The organism is Formosimonas limnophila, from assembly GCF_014652675.1.
In the GTDB taxonomy this organism is placed as follows: domain Bacteria; phylum Pseudomonadota; class Gammaproteobacteria; order Burkholderiales; family Burkholderiaceae; genus Hydromonas; species Hydromonas limnophila.
Genome location: NZ_BMZG01000006.1, coordinates 149,888 through 168,143 on the forward strand (window position 1 = coordinate 149,888; position 18,256 = coordinate 168,143).

General features: G+C 45.4%; 15 protein-coding genes and 1 pseudogene. 14 read left to right on the forward strand and 2 right to left on the reverse strand.

From position 1 onward, the window contains the following. Positions 1–8 precede the first annotated feature (8 nt). Positions 9–803 carry a symmetrical bis(5'-nucleosyl)-tetraphosphatase gene (locus tag IE082_RS06980; protein WP_189493196.1) on the reverse strand — a complete coding sequence of 265 codons (795 nt, stop codon included), beginning with the start codon at positions 801–803 and terminating at the stop codon, positions 9–11. Between the two features lie 98 nt (positions 804–901). On the opposite strand from IE082_RS06980, the gene IE082_RS06985 reads away from it, so the two are divergent. From IE082_RS06985 to galE, 14 genes and pseudogenes are all read left to right on the forward strand, one after another. Then, a complete protein-coding gene (locus IE082_RS06985; RefSeq protein WP_189493197.1) occupies positions 902–1,672 on the forward strand; it encodes an ABC transporter permease in 771 nt (256 codons plus the stop codon). A 9-nt stretch (positions 1,673–1,681) separates the two neighbouring features. Next, complete coding sequence (locus IE082_RS06990; RefSeq protein ID WP_189493198.1) at positions 1,682–2,419, forward strand: ABC transporter ATP-binding protein; 738 nt, start codon at positions 1,682–1,684, stop codon at positions 2,417–2,419. Positions 2,420–2,434: 15 nt separating this feature from the next. Further along, a complete protein-coding gene (locus IE082_RS06995; RefSeq protein WP_189493199.1) occupies positions 2,435–3,910 on the forward strand; it encodes a mannose-1-phosphate guanylyltransferase/mannose-6-phosphate isomerase in 1,476 nt (491 codons plus the stop codon). 205 nt (positions 3,911–4,115) lie between these two features. Beyond that, positions 4,116–5,177: a dTDP-glucose 4,6-dehydratase gene (rfbB, locus tag IE082_RS07000; RefSeq protein WP_189493200.1), complete on the forward strand. Its 1,062-nt coding sequence runs from the start codon at positions 4,116–4,118 to the stop codon at positions 5,175–5,177. Next, entirely contained in the window at positions 5,174–6,091 is a 918-nt protein-coding gene (gene rfbD / locus IE082_RS07005) for a dTDP-4-dehydrorhamnose reductase (protein WP_229809754.1), read from the forward strand. Before rfbB ends, rfbD begins: the two co-directional genes overlap by 4 nt. A gap of 124 nt (positions 6,092–6,215) precedes the next feature. Continuing rightward, entirely contained in the window at positions 6,216–7,088 is an 873-nt protein-coding gene (gene rfbA / locus IE082_RS07010) for a glucose-1-phosphate thymidylyltransferase RfbA (protein ID WP_189493201.1), read from the forward strand. Between the two features lie 2 nt (positions 7,089–7,090). Beyond that, positions 7,091–7,645 (forward strand): dTDP-4-dehydrorhamnose 3,5-epimerase, encoded by a 555-nt coding sequence (rfbC, locus tag IE082_RS07015; protein WP_189493202.1) that lies wholly within the window; start codon positions 7,091–7,093, stop codon positions 7,643–7,645. A 48-nt stretch (positions 7,646–7,693) separates the two neighbouring features. Next, positions 7,694–9,118, forward strand: a complete 1,425-nt coding sequence (locus IE082_RS07020) for a rhamnosyltransferase WsaF family glycosyltransferase (protein ID WP_189493203.1) — start codon at positions 7,694–7,696, stop codon at positions 9,116–9,118. A 9-nt stretch (positions 9,119–9,127) separates the two neighbouring features. Continuing rightward, entirely contained in the window at positions 9,128–9,925 is a 798-nt protein-coding gene (locus tag IE082_RS07025; protein WP_189493204.1) for a class I SAM-dependent methyltransferase, read from the forward strand. 244 nt (positions 9,926–10,169) lie between these two features. Next, positions 10,170–12,092 carry a M10 family metallopeptidase gene (locus IE082_RS07030; protein ID WP_189493205.1) on the forward strand — a complete coding sequence of 641 codons (1,923 nt, stop codon included), beginning with the start codon at positions 10,170–10,172 and terminating at the stop codon, positions 12,090–12,092. A 134-nt stretch (positions 12,093–12,226) separates the two neighbouring features. Next, the gene (locus IE082_RS07035) at positions 12,227–13,114 is read left to right on the forward strand and encodes a glycosyltransferase family 2 protein (protein ID WP_189493206.1); all 888 of its coding nucleotides are present in this window, start codon (positions 12,227–12,229) and stop codon (positions 13,112–13,114) included. Next, positions 13,111–14,040, forward strand: coding sequence for a glycosyltransferase (locus IE082_RS07040; protein WP_189493207.1), 930 nt, complete (start codon positions 13,111–13,113; stop codon positions 14,038–14,040). Before IE082_RS07035 ends, IE082_RS07040 begins: the two co-directional genes overlap by 4 nt. After that, positions 14,041–14,871, forward strand: coding sequence for a UTP--glucose-1-phosphate uridylyltransferase GalU (galU, locus tag IE082_RS07045; protein ID WP_189493208.1), 831 nt, complete (start codon positions 14,041–14,043; stop codon positions 14,869–14,871). A 6-nt stretch (positions 14,872–14,877) separates the two neighbouring features. Continuing rightward, a pseudogene (gene galE, locus IE082_RS07050) lies at positions 14,878–15,896 on the forward strand (UDP-glucose 4-epimerase GalE). A 69-nt stretch (positions 15,897–15,965) separates the two neighbouring features. On the opposite strand, the gene IE082_RS07055 reads toward galE, so the two are convergent. Further along, positions 15,966–18,227: an Orn/Lys/Arg family decarboxylase gene (locus IE082_RS07055; RefSeq protein WP_189493209.1), complete on the reverse strand. Its 2,262-nt coding sequence runs from the start codon at positions 18,225–18,227 to the stop codon at positions 15,966–15,968. Positions 18,228–18,256: the final 29 nt, after the last annotated feature.

Here is an 18,256-nt window from a genome sequence, read left to right on the forward strand (position 1 = left end):
CGCTGGATTTATTCGAAAGCAGTCAATAATTCCCCGCTGGGGTAGTGGTAAGCCGTCAACTCACGCCCCCAGACGCAGCCTGTGTCCAAGCAGGTGGTGTTGTTTTCTTGATGAAATCCGAGCGCGGACCAGTGGCCGAAAAAAATCGGTGTTTTAATGGTTTGACGGCGTGGCATGGCAAACCACGGAGTGAGGTGATGGGGCAAATCCTTTAGTTCGGCTTTAAACCCATAGTCGAGCACGTCGCCCTGCAGTGTGCGCATGCGGGTAAAGACATTGGTGATGACGCGTAAACGCGCCACACCAACCAAGTCATCATGCCATGCATTGGGTTCATTGCCGAATAGGGTCTGCAAAGACTGAGTGTAGTCATCACTGCGCAATAATGCTTCTAATTCTCCTGCGCGAGCCAAAACATCTGCGAGCGTCCAGCTCGGCCAAACCCCCGCATGTACCATCAAAACGCCATGCTCAAAATGAGCCAAAGGTTGATGACGCAGCCAGTCCAGCCATTCGTCGCGATTGGGTAAATACAAGATTTCATCAAGCGTGTCTGACTTGCCTTTTTTTCGTGCACCTGCGGCCACTGCCAGTAAATGAATGTCATGGTTGCCCAGCACCACTCGTGCGCGCTTACCCAATGCTTTAATTTGCTGTAAAACAGACAATGAGTCTGGGCCTCGGTTGACCAAATCACCGCAAAACCAAATATCGGCGTCATGGGGGATTTGGTTGAGCAAGTCACGTAAGGCGTTCGAGCAGCCTTGAACGTCACCAATCAGGTAGAAATTCGGTTGGGTCATGGGAGAATTGCTTTGTTAGTATCTATATGGCGGGGTTTTCGGTAAAATAGCATTTCATCTCAGCGTGCATTGTACGCAATATCAACTCTGGAGTCAGTGTGTCAGAAATCATTCAAAGTTTTAGAGCCACTCAGCAGTGGTGGACACTTGCCGTATTCGACATTCGTCAGCGTTATCGTCGTTCAACCTTGGGCCCGCTGTGGATCACGCTGTCCACTGGTATTATGGTAGCTGCGCTCGGATTTTTGTGGTCTTCGCTGTTCAAAATGCCGATTGCTGAATTCATGCCTTATTTTGCATCAGGTTTGATTCTGTGGACATTCATGTCATCCCAGATCAATGAGGCGTGCACGGCGTACACCCAGTATGAGGGCTACATCAAACAAATCAACTTGCCGCTCCCGCTTTATGTCTTGCGGGTTTGTTCACGAAACATCATTTTGCTTGCTCATAACATCATTGTTTTTGTTGTGGTTTGGGCGGTCTTCGGTTTCTCATGGCTCCCTAATTTACCGATGGTTGTTTTGGGCTTCATGGTGATGGCATTGACGCTGTTCTTTTTCTCGATTCCGATTGCGGTGCTGTGTACGCGTTTTCGCGATATTTCGCCTATTGTGCAAAGTATTACTCAGATTTTGTACTTTTTCACGCCAGTCATGTGGCAGGCCAAAATCTTACCGGCACATTATCAGTGGGTTGTTGACTACAATCCGTTGCACCATCTATTTGAGATTGTCAGGGCGCCAATGCTTGGTCAACTGGCTGCTGTTGAATCATGGGTTTGGTCTTTTGTCTTGCTGATTGTATTTGCCGCATTGGCTTCATTCATGCACACACGTTACCGTAAGCGTGTTGCTTATTGGCTGTAAGGAGCTTATATGACCGCACATATTATTGCCAAAGATGTTGGTGTCGAGTTTCCCATATTCAATAGCAGCCACCGTTCTCTCAAAAAAAGCATTCTCAATGTCACCACAGGTGGGCGAGTGGCTCAAGACACCAAAAACCATGTAGTTGTTCGTGCGCTTGATGATATTAATTTAAATATTCAGCCGGGTGACCGTGTTGGTCTTGTAGGTCATAACGGCTCAGGCAAAACCACCTTGCTGCGCGTGCTATCAGGGGTGTACGCACCCGTGAGTGGCTTGTTGGATGTCAAAGGAAAAATAGCCACGTTGTTAGACATCAGCCTCGGTATGGATGGTGAAGCCACTGGTTATGAGAACATCCGCGTACGAGGGTTGCTAATGGGACTCTCCGTCGTTGAGATTGACGCGCTGACTGATGAAATCGCTGAGTTTACAGGTTTGGGTGATTATCTCAATATGCCGATGCGCACCTACTCATCAGGTATGGCGGTTCGTTTGGGTTTTGCTGTGTCGACAAGTATTCGAGCCGATATTATTTTGATGGATGAATGGCTCTCTGTTGGTGATGCCGAGTTTCAGGAAAAAGCCTCTGAGCGACTCAATCATATGGTCAATCAAGCTTCCATTTTGGTTTTGGCATCGCATAGTATGGAGTTAGTTGAAAAAACCTGTAATAAAATTGTTCATATGGAGCACGGAAAAATCGTTGACGTCCTTGATAATGCGCCACCAGCAATGTCGACGTAACTTAGGAGTTAATTGGTGAATCAAAATGCTCAACAACTCGTGCCTGTTATTTTGTCTGGCGGCTCTGGTACTCGACTGTGGCCTCTGTCTCGAGAAAAGCATCCCAAACAGCTATTAAGTTTGATTGATGACGAGACATTACTGCAGTTAACTGCTTTGAGATTGGATGGGTTGACGCTGGATATTGCGGTGTCTGACAGGCCGATTGTGGTTTGTAATCAAGAGTACCGATTCATTACAGCAGAGCAGTTGCTGCAAGTTGGGGTGGTCGCAGAGCGGATTATCTTAGAACCGTTTGGCAAAAACACAGCGCCAGCTTTAACTTTAGCCGCTCAAACGATTTGTGCTAATGGCAGCGATGCTGTGTTGCTGGCCATGGCTGCTGACCATGCGATGCGAAATATCGATGCATTTCATGCAGCTATTGCAAACGGTTTGCCAGCCGCACTTGATGGACACGTGGTGACTTTTGGTGTCACGCCCAATGCGCCTGTTACTGGTTATGGTTATATTCAAGCGAATGATCGAGAACAGTACCCAAATGTACTAGACATTAGCCAGTTTGTTGAAAAGCCTGATGTGAGTACGGCGCAAGCTTATCTCGACAGTGGTGATTATTTGTGGAACAGCGGTATTTTCATGGTGAAAGCCAGCTCGTGGTTGCAGGCCATGGCGCGCTATGCGCCCGATATTTTGCTAGCGTGTGACGCTGCGGTGACTAATGCAGCAGTCGATTTAGATTTTGTTCGTGTCGATGAGACCGCGTTTGGGGCTTGCCCTTCAGACTCTATTGACTATGCTGTGATGGAAAAGTTAAGTTTGACGCCAGATAGTTCAATTAAAGGTTATGTTGTGCCCATGGATGCGGGTTGGTCAGACGTTGGTGCTTGGGATACGGTGTGGCAGGTGTTGGATAAAGACCAAAATGGCAACGTTGCACAGGGTGATGCACTGTTTGTGAAGACCACAAATAGTTTGGTGTTGTCGCATGAGCGTGTCGTGTCATGCTTGGGTTTGGACGATATAGTGATTGTCGATACCGTTGATGCGTTATTGGTCGCAAAAAAATCTGAAGTGCGGGACTTAAAGTCTGTTGTTGCGGCTATAAAAAAGACACATGTTCACTTGACAGAGAATCATCGCAAGGTTTTTCGCCCGTGGGGTGCTTATGACTCGATAGCTGCGGATGAGCGCTTTCAGGTCAAGCGCATCATCGTGAAGCCTGGTGCATCACTGAGCTTGCAGATGCACCATCATCGAGCCGAGCATTGGATTGTTGTGCGAGGTACTGGGCGCGTGACGCGTGGTGATGAGGTGTTTTTGCTCAGCGAAAATGAATCCGCTTTTATCCCGCTAGGTGTTGTGCATCGTTTAGAGAACCCAGGTAAAACCACGCTGGAGTTAATTGAGGTGCAGTCTGGTTCTTATTTGGGTGAGGATGATATTGTTCGTCTTGAGGATGTGTATGGGCGTGATGGGTCGATCGGTTAGTTTGTTTGATTTTTTTGACATTATTGAAAGAAAATTGTTTGTTTTCAATTGATTGCTGGGGTTTAATGTGTTGTTAATTAGATAATTTCTTGTGGTTTTGGGGTGGTTGGAAGGGTGCTCAGTTATAATGCAGTCTTAGGAAAGTGCTAATGATTGAGGCAATTCAGTTTGATGGTGTGAATATTCGCTTAGAAAGGTTGTGTATATGACGGTTTTGGTCACAGGTGGCGCAGGTTTTATCGGTGGTAATTTTGTCTTGGATTGGTGTGCTGGTTCTGATGAGCTGGTCGTTAATTTGGACAAGCTGACCTATGCGGGCAACCTTGATACGCTAAGTACGCTCAAAGGGCGTGATAACCATGTGTTTGTACAGGGTGATATTGGCGATAAAGTACTGGTCACGAAGCTGCTCAATGAGTACCAGCCCCGTGCTGTGATTAATTTCGCGGCGGAGTCGCACGTGGATCGCTCGATTCATGGACCTGCGGATTTTATCGAAACAAATATTGTTGGGACATTTAACCTGCTTGAAGCTGTTCGTGCTTACTGGAGTGATTTACCATCTGATCATAAAGCGGCATTTCGCTTTTTACACGTCTCGACTGATGAAGTGTACGGGACCTTGAGTGCGACGGATGAACCATTTTCTGAAACGACTTCTTATGAGCCAAATAGCCCTTATTCGGCGAGTAAGGCTGCTTCCGACCACTTAGTCCGTGCATGGCATCATACATATGGTTTGCCTGTTTTGACGACAAATTGCTCGAATAACTATGGCCCTTACCACTTCCCTGAAAAACTCATTCCACTGGTGATTTTGAATGCGCTGGCTGGTAAGCCTTTGCCGATTTATGGTGATGGTCAACAAATTCGTGACTGGTTGTTTGTCAAAGATCATTGTGCCGCAATCCGTCGTGTGCTTGAGGCTGGGCGTTTGGGCGAGACCTACAACGTCGGCGGTTGGAATGAAAAAGCCAATCTTGACGTGGTCAATACTATCTGTACTTTGCTCGATGAATTGAAGCCGCGAGCAGATGGCAAGGGATACGCTGAGCAAATTACCTATGTCACTGACCGACCTGGTCACGACCGACGCTACGCCATCGACGCACGAAAAATCGAGCGTGATCTTGGCTGGAAGCCCGCTGAAACATTCGATACAGGAATTCGTAAGACCGTCCAGTGGTATCTCGACAACCACGAGTGGGTTCAAAACGTTACCAGTGGTGGTTATCGTGAGTGGACTGCCAAACAATACGGTGCATGATGGATCATTTACCTAAAATTCTCATCACGGGCGTCAATGGTCAAGTGGGCTTTGAGTTGCAACGTTCTCTTGCACCGCTTGGTCAGCTGATACCTGTATCGCGCTCACAGCTTGATTTGGCCGATGTATCAGCTGTCACCGCTTTACTGGATAAACTCCAACCTGACGTGATTGTCAATCCTGCCGCGTATACCGCTGTGGACAAGGCTGAATCTGATCAAGCGACTGCCCATGCTGTTAATGTTGCTGCGCCTGCGGCGATGGCACAATGGGTGAAAGATAATAATGCTTTGATCGTGCATTATTCAACGGACTATGTGTTTGACGGCGAAAAGACGCAAGCCTATATTGAAGAGGATGGAGTCAATCCGCAGTCCGTGTATGGTGCGACCAAGCAGCAAGGTGAAGCCGCTATCACAGACATCACCAATCGCCACATCATCCTACGGACCAGCTGGGTATTTGGTGCTTATGGTCATAATTTCCTCAAAACCATGCTACGTCTCGCTGCTGAGCGTGAAGCGTTGTCTATCGTCAATGACCAAATCGGCGCTCCAACCAGTGCCGCCCTCATCGCCGACGTTACAGCACATATTGTTCGTGATTATCTCGCCTTTGGTGAAGAGTTTATTGATGAGTGCACAGGCATTTTTCACCTTGCGACAGATGGTGAAACCAGTTGGCATGGTTACGCACAATATGTCATCACACTAGCAGAGCAGGCAGGCATGAAGCTTAAGATTAGGGCAACAGATGTTAAAGGCATTCCTTCATCGGACTATCCCACCCCTGCGAAACGCCCTGCTAACTCACGACTCAATACGGAAAAGCTCAAAACTGTATTTGATTTACAGTTACCAAAATGGCAAGATGGGGTTAGCCATGCTTTTGCCATGATTCACAACCAAAAATAGCCCGCTTGGATGAGTCATCAAAAGGCGAGGAAAAATCAAGCCAAGCCCAAAACGTCTTGTTGAGCATATTTGCTTAATGCCAATAAGGTAACTAAACTAAACAACATTTAAAATGGAGCATACCATGATACGCAAAGGCATTATTCTCGCAGGTGGTTCAGGCACACGACTTTATCCAATTACCTACGCCATGAGTAAACAGCTCTTACCTGTCTATGACAAACCCATGATTTATTACCCAATTAGCGTCCTTATGCTTGCGGGGATAAAAGACATTCTTATTATTAGTACACCTCAGGATATTGGGCGTTTTGAGGAGCTACTCAAAGATGGCGCACAATGGGGGTTAAATATTCAGTACAAGGTTCAACCCTCTCCTGATGGCCTTGCTCAAGCATTTATCCTCGGTGAAGAATTCCTCGCCGGATCACCTGCTGCACTTGTACTCGGTGACAACATATTCTATGGTCACGACCTACACGAAATGCTTCAGGAAGCCAATGCCCAAACCACTGGTGCCACGGTATTCTCCTACCACGTCAGTGACCCAGAGCGTTACGGTGTTGTTGAATTCGATGCGAACAAAAACGCCATCTCTATCGAAGAAAAACCCAAGCTTCCTAAATCGAATTATGCTGTCACAGGTCTCTATTTCTACGATGAACACGTTGTTGAATATGCTAAAACGATCAAGCCATCTCCACGTGGTGAGTTAGAAATTACAGACCTAAACAATATTTATTTACAGAAAGGTTTGCTAAAAGTCCAGGCGATGGATCGAGGGTTTGCTTGGCTAGACACAGGAACTCATGAGTCACTGCACGACGCTGGTTCATTTGTTGCCTCTATCCAAAAACGTCAAGGGTTGCAAGTGGCTTGCGTTGAGGAAATTGCATATCGCATGGGCTATATTCACTCAGAGCAGCTTGCTAAACTGGCTGAACCCTTGCTTAAAAGCGATTATGGACAGTATTTGCTTAAAGTAGCGAAAGGCTAATCATGAATATCATCAAAACAAACATTCCTGATGTCCTGATTATAGAACCCAAAGTTTTTGGCGATGAGCGTGGTTTTTTCATGGAAAGCTTTAACCAAAAAGTATTTAACGAAATTGTTGGGCGTGAGGTAGTCTTTGTTCAGGATAACCAGTCGCGTTCAACCAAAGGCGTCTTACGTGGTTTACATTATCAGCTACCTCCAATGGCGCAAGGGAAGCTGGTGCGCGTCACTCAAGGAGAGGTTTTTGATGTGGCTGTTGATTTACGCAAGGATTCCCCCAGTTTTGGTAAATGGTCTGGTGTTGTATTAAGTGGCGAGAATAAACGTCAGTTTTGGATACCTGAAGGCTTTGCACATGGCTTTTATGTACTCAGTGAAACGGCAGATTTTTTGTACAAGGCGACTAATTATTATTCGCCAGAAAATGATAGGGCTTTACTTTGGAGCGATCAGGAGATTAATGTAAATTGGCCACTAGTTGGACAACCAATAGTTTCAGAGAAAGATCAAAAAGCTAAGCATTTAGCGGCAGCAGAGCTATTTTACGCTTCATGAGTGTACCGCGTATAAGGTAGATTGAATTAATAAGAATAGGAGTTACACATGCTGAAAAAAATTACGCGAGTTGCGAACCTTGCCTTTTTCGAATTTTTTGGTCAAGAGAACTGTCGAAATGCACTTAGTGCATACAGAGAAAGTCGTGGATTTTCATCTTTAAATGGAAAAAAACAGAAATTAGTTTATTCTTTACTGAAGGCGGGTAACGTCTTTGGGGTAACAGATCGGGTTCTCAACTTGAGACACAAAGAATTATCAAATATCCAAGGTTTGCAGGTGTACGATAAACACGTTTTGAATTTGATGACTAATCGAATTTTAGATATGCCGGAAGTAGTTGTTGATGTTAACGCTCCGATTAGAGTAAATGTTTTGGTACCTGGGTTTGCGATCGAAAGCATTTCTGCTGGATTCTTTGGCGTTTTTAACGTTGCAAAATTTGCAGCAAAATGTGGGTTCAAAGTGCGCTTGGTGCTTTTTGATAATTTTTATTATGATGAACAGGTCTTCAAAAAGAGCTTGAATAACTTTCCTTCTTTTTCAACACTATTTGAAGAGGTTGAGGTTGAATATATTGGTGCAAGAAATGAGCCTTTGGTCGTTTCTCCGTTTGACGGTGTTATTGCTACAGTTTGGTATAGTGCTTATTTTGCTGAAAAAATTCAGAAGTTAGTTAATCCTAAACCATTTTTATATCTAATCCAAGATTATGAGACTGCGTTTTATCCGTTTTCGTCCTTGAATGCTTTTTCAGATCAGACTTATAAAATGAATTTTAATGCGTTGGTTTCAACTGAGCCCCTTTTGCATTACATGCTCCAATTCAAAGGTTTTAGTGAGGGTAGAAAATTTGTTAGTTTTAACAACGCGTGTTCATCCATTTTGCCTGATTGGGAGTCTTTCAAAAAGGCTAAAGAAACAAATAAAAAGCGTTTTGTGTTTTATAGCCGACCTGCGGTAAATCGCAACATGTTTGAGCTCGCTGCCTTGTCAATTATTCATGCTTTTGAAGAGGGAGTTTTTGGTGATGGTTCCGAGTGGGAATTTTTCGGAATGGGCTTGGGAGATGTTGAGATAAAACTTAATTCTAATATCTCCATTACTCAATTACCGCGCATGAGCTTAAAAGAGTACGAGGAAAACATGTACACTTTTGATCTGTGTTTGTCGCTTATGGCATCACCTCATCCTAGCATTGTGCCATTTGATTTATCGAGTGCAGGTGCTTTGGTTGTGACTAACGCTTTTGAGACTAAAAATAGTGGTTATTTTAAAGAGATCTCGGACAATATATACGTTGCTCAACCAACAGTAAATGATATTGTTAACTCGCTGAGAGTTGCTGCAGAAAATGTCGACAAAATAGAAGAGCGTTATGAGCGAGCTCAAAAAGTAAAGTACCCAAATAATTGGGGTGATGTTTGGAAACCCGAACATGAGCAGTTATTGTATGAAACTTTTCGTGGCTAGGGCGATACCGTGATAGAAGAATTCGAGCGTCGATTCAGAGCTGTGGGTGGCCAAATTGGCTGTGATAAAGTCTTAGCGCACTCATATGAGTATGGTTATGCGCGTCACTTGGCGGATCTTCAAGGCCGGTCAATAAAGATTTTGGAAATTGGTGTTGGTGGAGAAAACTATGCAGACGGTGGGCAGTCTTTATTTCTTTGGAAAAACCTTTTTCCAAAAGCGGAAATATTTGGAATTGACATCTATGATAAAAGCCAGCTCAACTGCGATCGTGTAAGTACGTACATTGTTGATCAATCAGATGTTGATAGCTTGACGGCCTTTGCCCAGAGGTACGGTCCTTTTGACGTCATTATCGATGACGGAAGTCATCATCGTAAGGATGTGCTGACCAGTTTCTTTGCTCTTATGCCGTATCTCGTTAATAAAGGTCGATATGTGATTGAAGATATTTCGACTTCATATTGGCCATCATATGGTGGATCAAGTATTGCTAACGGGTTTATGGATACACCAATAGATTGGGTGAAGAGATCTGTAGACATTGTGCACAAACATGATATTCTGTTTGTCCAAGATCACCTTCCTAAATGGGATCTTTTATCTGTTGCTGTTTATAGTGGTTTAGCATTTTTTGAGAAAGGAGCTGCAAGGATCTTAAAAAATGTGCCAGAGTCGAGTGGATTCTATGATAATCAAAGAGAAACAGACAGAGCCCGTTACGAAGCTTATGGTGATTTTTTCAAGGGTTTTTCTATAGATCCTTTAAAAGCGGTTAATTCTATATTAAATCCCTTGAATGGCTGAGGAAAATGACTTTTCTAAAATTAGCTTGTTTCAGCAGTTAAGTATCGAACTGGCAATAGGCTTTTTTGATGTTAGAATTCGGTTCAAGCTTATCTAAGATACTTACCCGAATTATCTTTGAATGTCGAGTTGCACTTACTTTGGTGGTTGCTTGGAGGTTTGCCAGCTTTGGACTATAGCTAACTAACGCAACTAAAATTTACAGAAACAGGTGAAATGCTTCACTTTTTAACAAGGTGGTTTTATGGGATATGTTTATAGAGGCGGAAATAATGGTGTTCTAGGTAATCGCGCAGATGTGTACTCCTTTACTGGCGATCAACCGACGTTGGGTTTGCCATCAAATGTTGACTATTTACTGTCAGGTACTAAATGGGGGAGTGCTTTAAGTTCAGGGCTGAATTTAACCTATAGTTTTTCTACCATTTCTTCTACCTATCCTTGGCACAGAGATAGCGTGACAGCACTCTCGACTAGCCAAAGAACCGCTGTTGCTGATTCTTTAGAGAACATTGCCAATGTAACCAATTTAACTTTTACGCAGGTTATCGATACTAGCAGTGCAGTTACTCGAACTGGAGCTGCCGGCGACTTAAGGTTTGCAAATATATCATCGACAGTCATTGACACAGCTGCAGCTTTTTTTCCTAATACAGACCCAGATAGCTCTTCAGGCGATGTATTTTTTGGGGGCGCTGGACGCTCACCAGAATCAAGTACTTATGATCGGGCTACTATACTACACGAAATAGGTCACGCATTGGGATTAAGACATCCCCATGACTCAAATCAATCTGGATCAGTTATTGATCAACTTAAATATACGGTGATGAGCTATCGTGCATACCAAGGGCAGTCAACAAGTGGTGGCTATGGTATTGAAGTTTTCCCCACAACTTTAATGCTCAACGATATTGCTGCACTACAGCGGTTGTATGGCGTTAATACAACATATCAAACGGGAAATAATACTTATACTTTTGGCGCGCAGGAGAATGTTTACCAAACAATATACGATGCGGGCGGACAAGATAATATAGATGCATCTAACCAAATTCAGTCCGTTAAAATCAACCTAAATTCGGGTGAGTGGTCTGAAATCGGTGCATCTTTTTGGAATGGTCAACAAAATGTTCGCGATTGTTTAACGATTGCTTATGGTTGTGTGATTGAGAACGCGACTGGATCTTCAAATAACGATATCTTGATAGGTAATAGTGTTGCTAATCAACTGGTTGCAGGTTCTGGGGCAGATACTTTATATGGTGGACTAGGTCATGATGCGATGTATGGTCAAGACGGCAATGATGTTCTCTATGGTGAGGATGGTAATGATACGCTTGGTGGTGGCGTAGGCGACGATAATCTGCAAGGTGGTAATGACGCTGACAGGCTTTATGGTGAGGATGGTAATGACTCCCTATATGGACAAGCGGGTGATGACTTCCTCGCTGGTCTTAACGGTAATGACTATTTGAGTGGCGAGTTTGGTAATGATCGCTTGGAAGGCGGTTATGGTAATGACACTCTGTTTGGTTCAATAGGTGCAGACACATTATATGGTGAGTTCGGTAAAGATGTGTTGTATGGCGAAGCTGATAATGACTATATTGATGCAGGATTTGATGATGATGCTGTTTATGGCGGCAGCGGCACTGAAATCATGTATGGTAATGAGGGAAATGATTTGATGTTTGGTGAATTTGACCCCGACCATATGGATGGTGGTGTTGGTAATGATACGTTGTACGGTGGAATTGGCAATGATGGGTTATTTGGTGAGTCTGGAAATGATGTTTTGGTCGGTGGCTGGGATAATGATGTACTCAGTGGTGGTCAAGGCTCCGATATTTTTGTATTTGATTCGGGATTTAGTGTCACAAATAACCTTGATCGTATTCTTGACTTTACTATTGGAGAGGATAAGATCGCGCTTGACGATGCCATATTCACAGCATTGTTTGGTCAAACGAGCCTGATGGTTGGACAGTTTAATTTTGGTGCGAACTTCACTTCAGGTAGAGATGCGGATGATCGGGTCATTTATGACACAAGCTCTGGTGGCTTGTATTACGATGCTGATGGCTCTGGGGCTGGTGCGGCACAGTTATTTGCTCAGTTAAGTGCTAGCTTGGTCTTTGATAATAGCCATTTCCAGATTATTTAGTTATATTAGTAAAGGGCCCCTCAGTTCATACTTTGGGGCCTTGTTCATTATTTTGTTCTTCTACTTGTTGCGAACGATTTGATTAATGAGCTTTATGTCGCTGGTTTAGTTCTGATTAATAAGGGTTATAAGTCGTGCAAAAAGTTATTGCGCTGGTTGTTACCTATGAGCCGGATTGGTTTTCATTGACGGAGAGCCTCCTATGTTTGTCACATCAAGTTGATGACATACTTGTGCTAGATAATGGCTCGAGTTCTGTGAATATCAAGAAGCTACTTCCAGAACTAAGAGTTGCAAATATCCAAATAATTCAGCTCGATGATAATTATGGTATCGGCTATGCCCAAAATTTGGGTATTGAGTGGAGTAAAGATAAAGGCGCAACACATTTACTGCTCATGGATCAAGATAGTAGACCTGCTGATAATATGGTGCGAGAGCTATTGGAAACTTTGATAAATTTGCCAAATGCTGCCGCTGTAGGTCCAGTTTATGTTAGTGAGCATCAAAACGAGGCTTCTGTATTTACAAGAGTGGAGGGGGTTCGTCGCATTAAAGTGTCGTGTGACGCGGATCATCCGCTGGTACAAACAGATGCATTGATTGCTTCTGGTTGCTTAATTCCTATGAGCGTTATTGATGCTGTGGGTAATATGCGCTCCGACTTGTTCATTGATTATGTTGATACGGAGTGGGGCTTGCGTGCACAGACGATGGGCTATGCCAGCTATGCGGTGTGGTCTGCAAAAATGTCTCATCAGTTGGGATCTCGCGCAATTGAGTTCATGGGACGTAACATGATTGTGCATTCCCCATTGCGTCGTTATTATCAATACCGCAATGCGATTCTACTTTACAAAATGAAGCACATCCCTTTCAATTGGAAGTTGATTGATGCGTCGCGATTGTTTCTGCGCGCGGGAGTTTATGCATTGCTCAACCAGCCACGTGCCTTAAATGTGAAGATGATGCTCAAAGGTTTGTGGCATGGGATGCTTGGTAAGACAGGGAAAATGCCATGAGGGTCACAGTCATGCTGGCCAGCTACCGAGGCCAAAAATATATCGCTGAGCAAGTTCAATCGATTCTTAAGCAAAAAGACATGGATGTCTGGTTGCTGATTAGCGATGATGGTGGGGCGCGGCAATGTGTTGAGTTTCTAAAAGGTAAAATCGCAGCGACATCACATTTTGAGCGAGTTACCGTGGTTGAGGGGCCTGAACGAGGTGTCAATGCCAACTTCGCTCATTTAATAGCAACGGTTGATGTCAGCCAAATTAGTCTTTATGCCTTTTCGGATCAAGACGATGTGTGGCTTTCAGAAAAGCTGTCTACAGCAGAGGAAAAACTTCGATTTTACTCCGTCACACAAAGGCCACAACTCTATGCATCACGCACAATGGTGTGTGATGAGGACTTAAACCCTGTGTTTTTATCGAAAGGTATGCCTCGAGCAGCGAGTTTTCAAAACGCTTTATTGGAGTCCATAGCAGGTGGTAATACAATGGTTTTTGATTCTAAAACACTAAAGTTACTGAAAAAAGTGAATGTGCCAGTACATCACGATTGGTTGACTTATATGGTGGTGACTGCATGTGGTGGGACAGTGGTGTTTGATGATGAGCCTTATGTCTTGTACCGTCAGCATGGTGCTAATGTGATTGGCGCGAATAAGGGTGTTTTTCAGAAATTTTATCGATTAAGAAAATTATTAAATAATGAGTTTCGTGGTTGGACTGCGGATAATATCGAAGCTTTAAAACCCATTGTTGATGATATGACGGCTGAGAATCGTAGGGTCTATGAAGGATTTTCCCGCTTGCACAATATGCGTGGATGGTATCGCAGCTTTTCTCGATTGTTCTTGTTTCGGAGACTGGGGTTGTACCGTCAGCGCCGTTTAGAGCATTATGGCTTTATGTTGGCTGCTTTTTTAGGAAAAATTTAAATGACCGTGAATAAAGCTGTTTTTCCCGTCGCTGGTATAGGTACTCGGTTTTTGCCTGCAACCAAAGCCATTCCCAAAGAAATGCTGACGGTGGTTGACCGGCCGATTATTGACTACGCTGTTCGTGAGGCGATTGAGGCGGGCTGTGAAACGTTGATTTTTGTGACGGGACGAAATAAAAACGCAATTGCGGATTACTTTGATAAAAATCCGGAGCTGGAAAAAGATTTAGAGGCGAAGCAAAAACTCGAAGCTTTAGAGATTGTGCGAAATATCATCCCATCTCATGTGAAGTGTGTTTATGTTCGCCAGTCTGAGCCGATGGGTTTGGGACACGCGGTGCATTGCGCTGCGCCTCTGATTGATGCGGATGAGTATTTTGCGGTGATGTTGCCGGATGATTTGATTGATGGATACCCGTATGGTGCGTTAAAGCAGATGCTGCAGGTACACGAGCGTGAGGGAGCGAGCGTTTTGGCATTAGAGCGTGTGCGTTGGGATGAAGTCGAGAAGTACGGTGTGATTGCACCGAAGTTTGATATGCATGTGCCGATGGAGGTTACGGGGATTGTCGAGAAACCTAAACGTGAGGATGCACCGAGTAACTGGACGGTGGTGGGGCGTTATGTTTTGCACGGTTCGATTATGGGCATTCTTGAAAATACGCCGCGCGGGGCGAATGACGAATGGCAATTGACGGATGGGATTGCCGAGTTGCTCAAGCAGCAGAGTGTGCTCGGTGTGCCTTTTTCGGGCAAACGATTTGATTGCGGTAATAAGGTCGGCTTTCTTGAAGCGAACTTGCATTTTGGGCTGCGCTTTTTGCGCTGAATTGTCATGACGAATATTTTGCTCACAGGTGGTACAGGTTATATTGGCTCACATACGGCAGTGTCGTTGATTCAAGCTGGTATGGTGCCTGTGCTCTTGGATAGTTTGGTCAATAGTTCTGCGGTGGTGGTTGATCGCATTGAGCAAATCACGAGTATTCGTCCTGTTTTGATTCAAGCAGATGTACGAGAGACTGAGCGATTGGCACACATATTCATTGAGCATGAGATTGATGCTGCCATTCACTTTTCGGCCTTGAAAGCAGTCGGTGAATCGGTTCAGCAGCCTTTGGCTTATTATGACAACAATGTTTCAGGTCTCATTAGTGTGCTACAGGCGATGAAAAAGGCAGAGGTGCGTCACATCGTTCTCAGCTCCTCTGCCACAGTGTACGGTGAGCATGGCCAGTCGCCGACGTCAGAGGATGCGCCGCTGTCCGCCACCAACCCTTATGGTCAGACGAAAGTCATGATGGAGCGCATCGCTGCTGATGTGGCCAGCTCTGATGCATCGTTGCGTTATGCGATGTTGCGGTATTTTAATCCTGTGGGGGCACACCCTTCAGGGTTGATTGGCGAGCATCCGCCCGGCGTGCCGAATAACCTCATGTCTTATGTCAGCAAGTCGCTGTGGGCGTGCGTGAAAAACTCTCTGTATTTGGCGATGATTATGACACTCGCGACGGTACGGGCGAGCGTGATTACATCCATGTGATGGATTTGGCGCGTGGTCATGTGTTGGCGGTGGTGTATTTATTGGCAGGCAATGATTCCATCACGCTCAATTTAGACGCGGGTTGCGCAGTATCGGTTTTAGAAATGATTGCGGCGTTTGAGCAGGCCTCGGGTCAAAAAGTACCTTATGACATTTGCCCGCGCCGTCCGGGTGATGTGGCATCTGTGTATGCTGATGCATCGCATGCACGTGAGGTTCTGGGCTTTGAAACGGCGTTTGATGTGGCTGATATGTGCCGTGATGCTTGGCGTTGGCAAAGCCAGAATCCGCATGGTTATGGTGATAGCTGACTGCACAAAATGACTGATAAAAAGCCCCCCGAAGATTCGGGGGTTTTTTCGTTTTCGTGTGTAAGGCATTTACGCCAATTTCACACAATCGACGTAGTACTGCAATACGCCATCCACTTTTTCTTTTACCAATCCGTGGACATCTTGTTCAAAACCAGGGAATTGGCTGTTAAATTCTAACGCAAAACGTAAGTAATCAATCACTTCTTGATTGAATTGCTCACCGGGAATCAGCAAAGGAATTCCGGGAGGATACGGCGTGACGAGTGACGCGGTGACGTGGTCGGTGGTCAAATCGCGCACGTTGACACGCTCGGTGTTGCGGCTGACTGAGTGCGACCATGCTTTCGACGGTTTGAGCACGGGTGTCACGGGCGCGATGTACATGTCGTGCTGGATGTGGGCGATGTTGTGCTTTTTGTAGGTTTCATGAATGGCTTGCGCGAGGTCTTTCATGCCCATTTTGGCGTAGCATGGGTAGTCTTTAACGAAATCGGGGAATACTTTCACGAGGGGTTGGTTCGAGTCATACAGATCTTTGAATTGTTGCAGCTCAGTGACGAGGCTGTTCCAGCGACCCTTGGTGATGCCAATGGTGAAGATGACAAAGAGTGAGTACAAACCAACCTTTTCGATGATGAGGCCATAGTCTGCGAGGTAATTCGCCACGAGCGCGGCAGGGATGCCTGCTTCATCAAACGAGCCATCCACATTTAAACCGGGCATGAGAATCGTGGTTTTGATGGGGTCAAGGATGTTCATGTCAGGCTCGATCGCGCCGAATCCGTGCCACTCTTCGTCTGACTTGAGCATCCAGTCGGCTTGCGTACCGATGCCGTGCTCGGGCAAAACGGGCGGTTCCCATACGCTGAACCACCATGGGTTTGGCGTTTCACCGTACTCTTGGCCAATTTTTCGCATGGCGTGGCGGAAATCCAAGGCTTCGTTCAAGCTGTCATTCGTCAATGCTACGCCTCCGACGCCTTCCATCATTGCCGCTGCGACATCGCATGACGCGACGATGGAGTATTGCGGGCTGGTTGAAGCGTGCATGAGGTAGGCTTCATTGAAGTTGTGGCGATCGAGTGGTTTTTCTTTGGCGTCTTGTACCAAAACTTGCGATGCTTGTGACAAAGCGGCCAAAAGTTTATGGGTCGATTGCGTGACAAACGTGGTGGAGTAAGTAGTCCGACCTGCTTCACCATTGATGGCGTAGTAGTTTTCATAGAATGGGTGGAATGAGGCGTGTGGCTGCCATGCTTCGTCAAACAGCAGTACGTCAATGTGGCCGTCGAGCATTTTTTTAATTTTTTGTGCGTTGTACATCACTCCGTCGTAAGTACATTGGGTGAGGACGAGCAATTTCGGTTTTATTGACTTGTTTTCAATCAGTGGGTTAGCGTCGATTTTGGCTTGAATCGCTTCTATTGTGAATTCAGATTGCGGAATTGGGCCAATGATGCCGTATTTGTTGCGAGTTGGGCGCAGAAACACAGGACTTGCGCCCGTCATGATGATGGCGTGCAGGTTTGATTTATGGCAGTTTCGGTCTACGACGACCACGTCGCCTGGAGCGATGTTGGCGTGCCAAACCATTTTGTTCGACGTTGATGTACCATTGGTGACGAAGAAACAATGATCAGCACGGAAGATGCGCGCTGCATTTTGTTCTGACTCAAACACAGGGCCGCTGTGTAAAAGTGGCTGTCCCAAATCTTCGACCGCATTACACACGTCAGCGCGCAGCAGGTTTTCACCAAAAAATTGGTGAAACAATTGACCCACAGGACTTTTTAGAAATGCCACGCCGCCTGAGTGACCAGGGACATGCCATGAGTACGACGAGTTTTGCGCATAATCGACGAGTTTTCGGAAAAACGGTGGGTACAAACTGTCCAGATACAAGCGCGCCTCGCGCAGCACGTGACGCGCGATGAACTCATTGGTGTCCTCAAACATATGAATGAAACCGTGCATTTCACGCAGGATATCAGCTGGCAGATGACGCGATGTGTGGGTGCGGCCATAGAGGAACAGCGGAACATCGGCATTGCGTTGACGAATTGCCGTGACCAAGCGGCGCAGATTGCTAATCGCCTGTTCGCTCATTTCCTGTGGTTCCCCCTCTTCAGGCTCATCTACTGAGACAATGAATGCACAGGCCTTCGCCGCTTGCTGAGCCAGTCCCAAAAAGTCGTTGGTATGCGTGGCGACAATGATGTTGGTGCCTTCTTTTTCGATGGCTTCTGCCAAATCGCGCATGCCTGAACCTGATAGATTGTCAGAGCGAAAATCTTGATCAACGATGATGACGGGGAAGTTAAATTTCATGAAGTGTCCTGTGTGCGAAATGGCTGTAG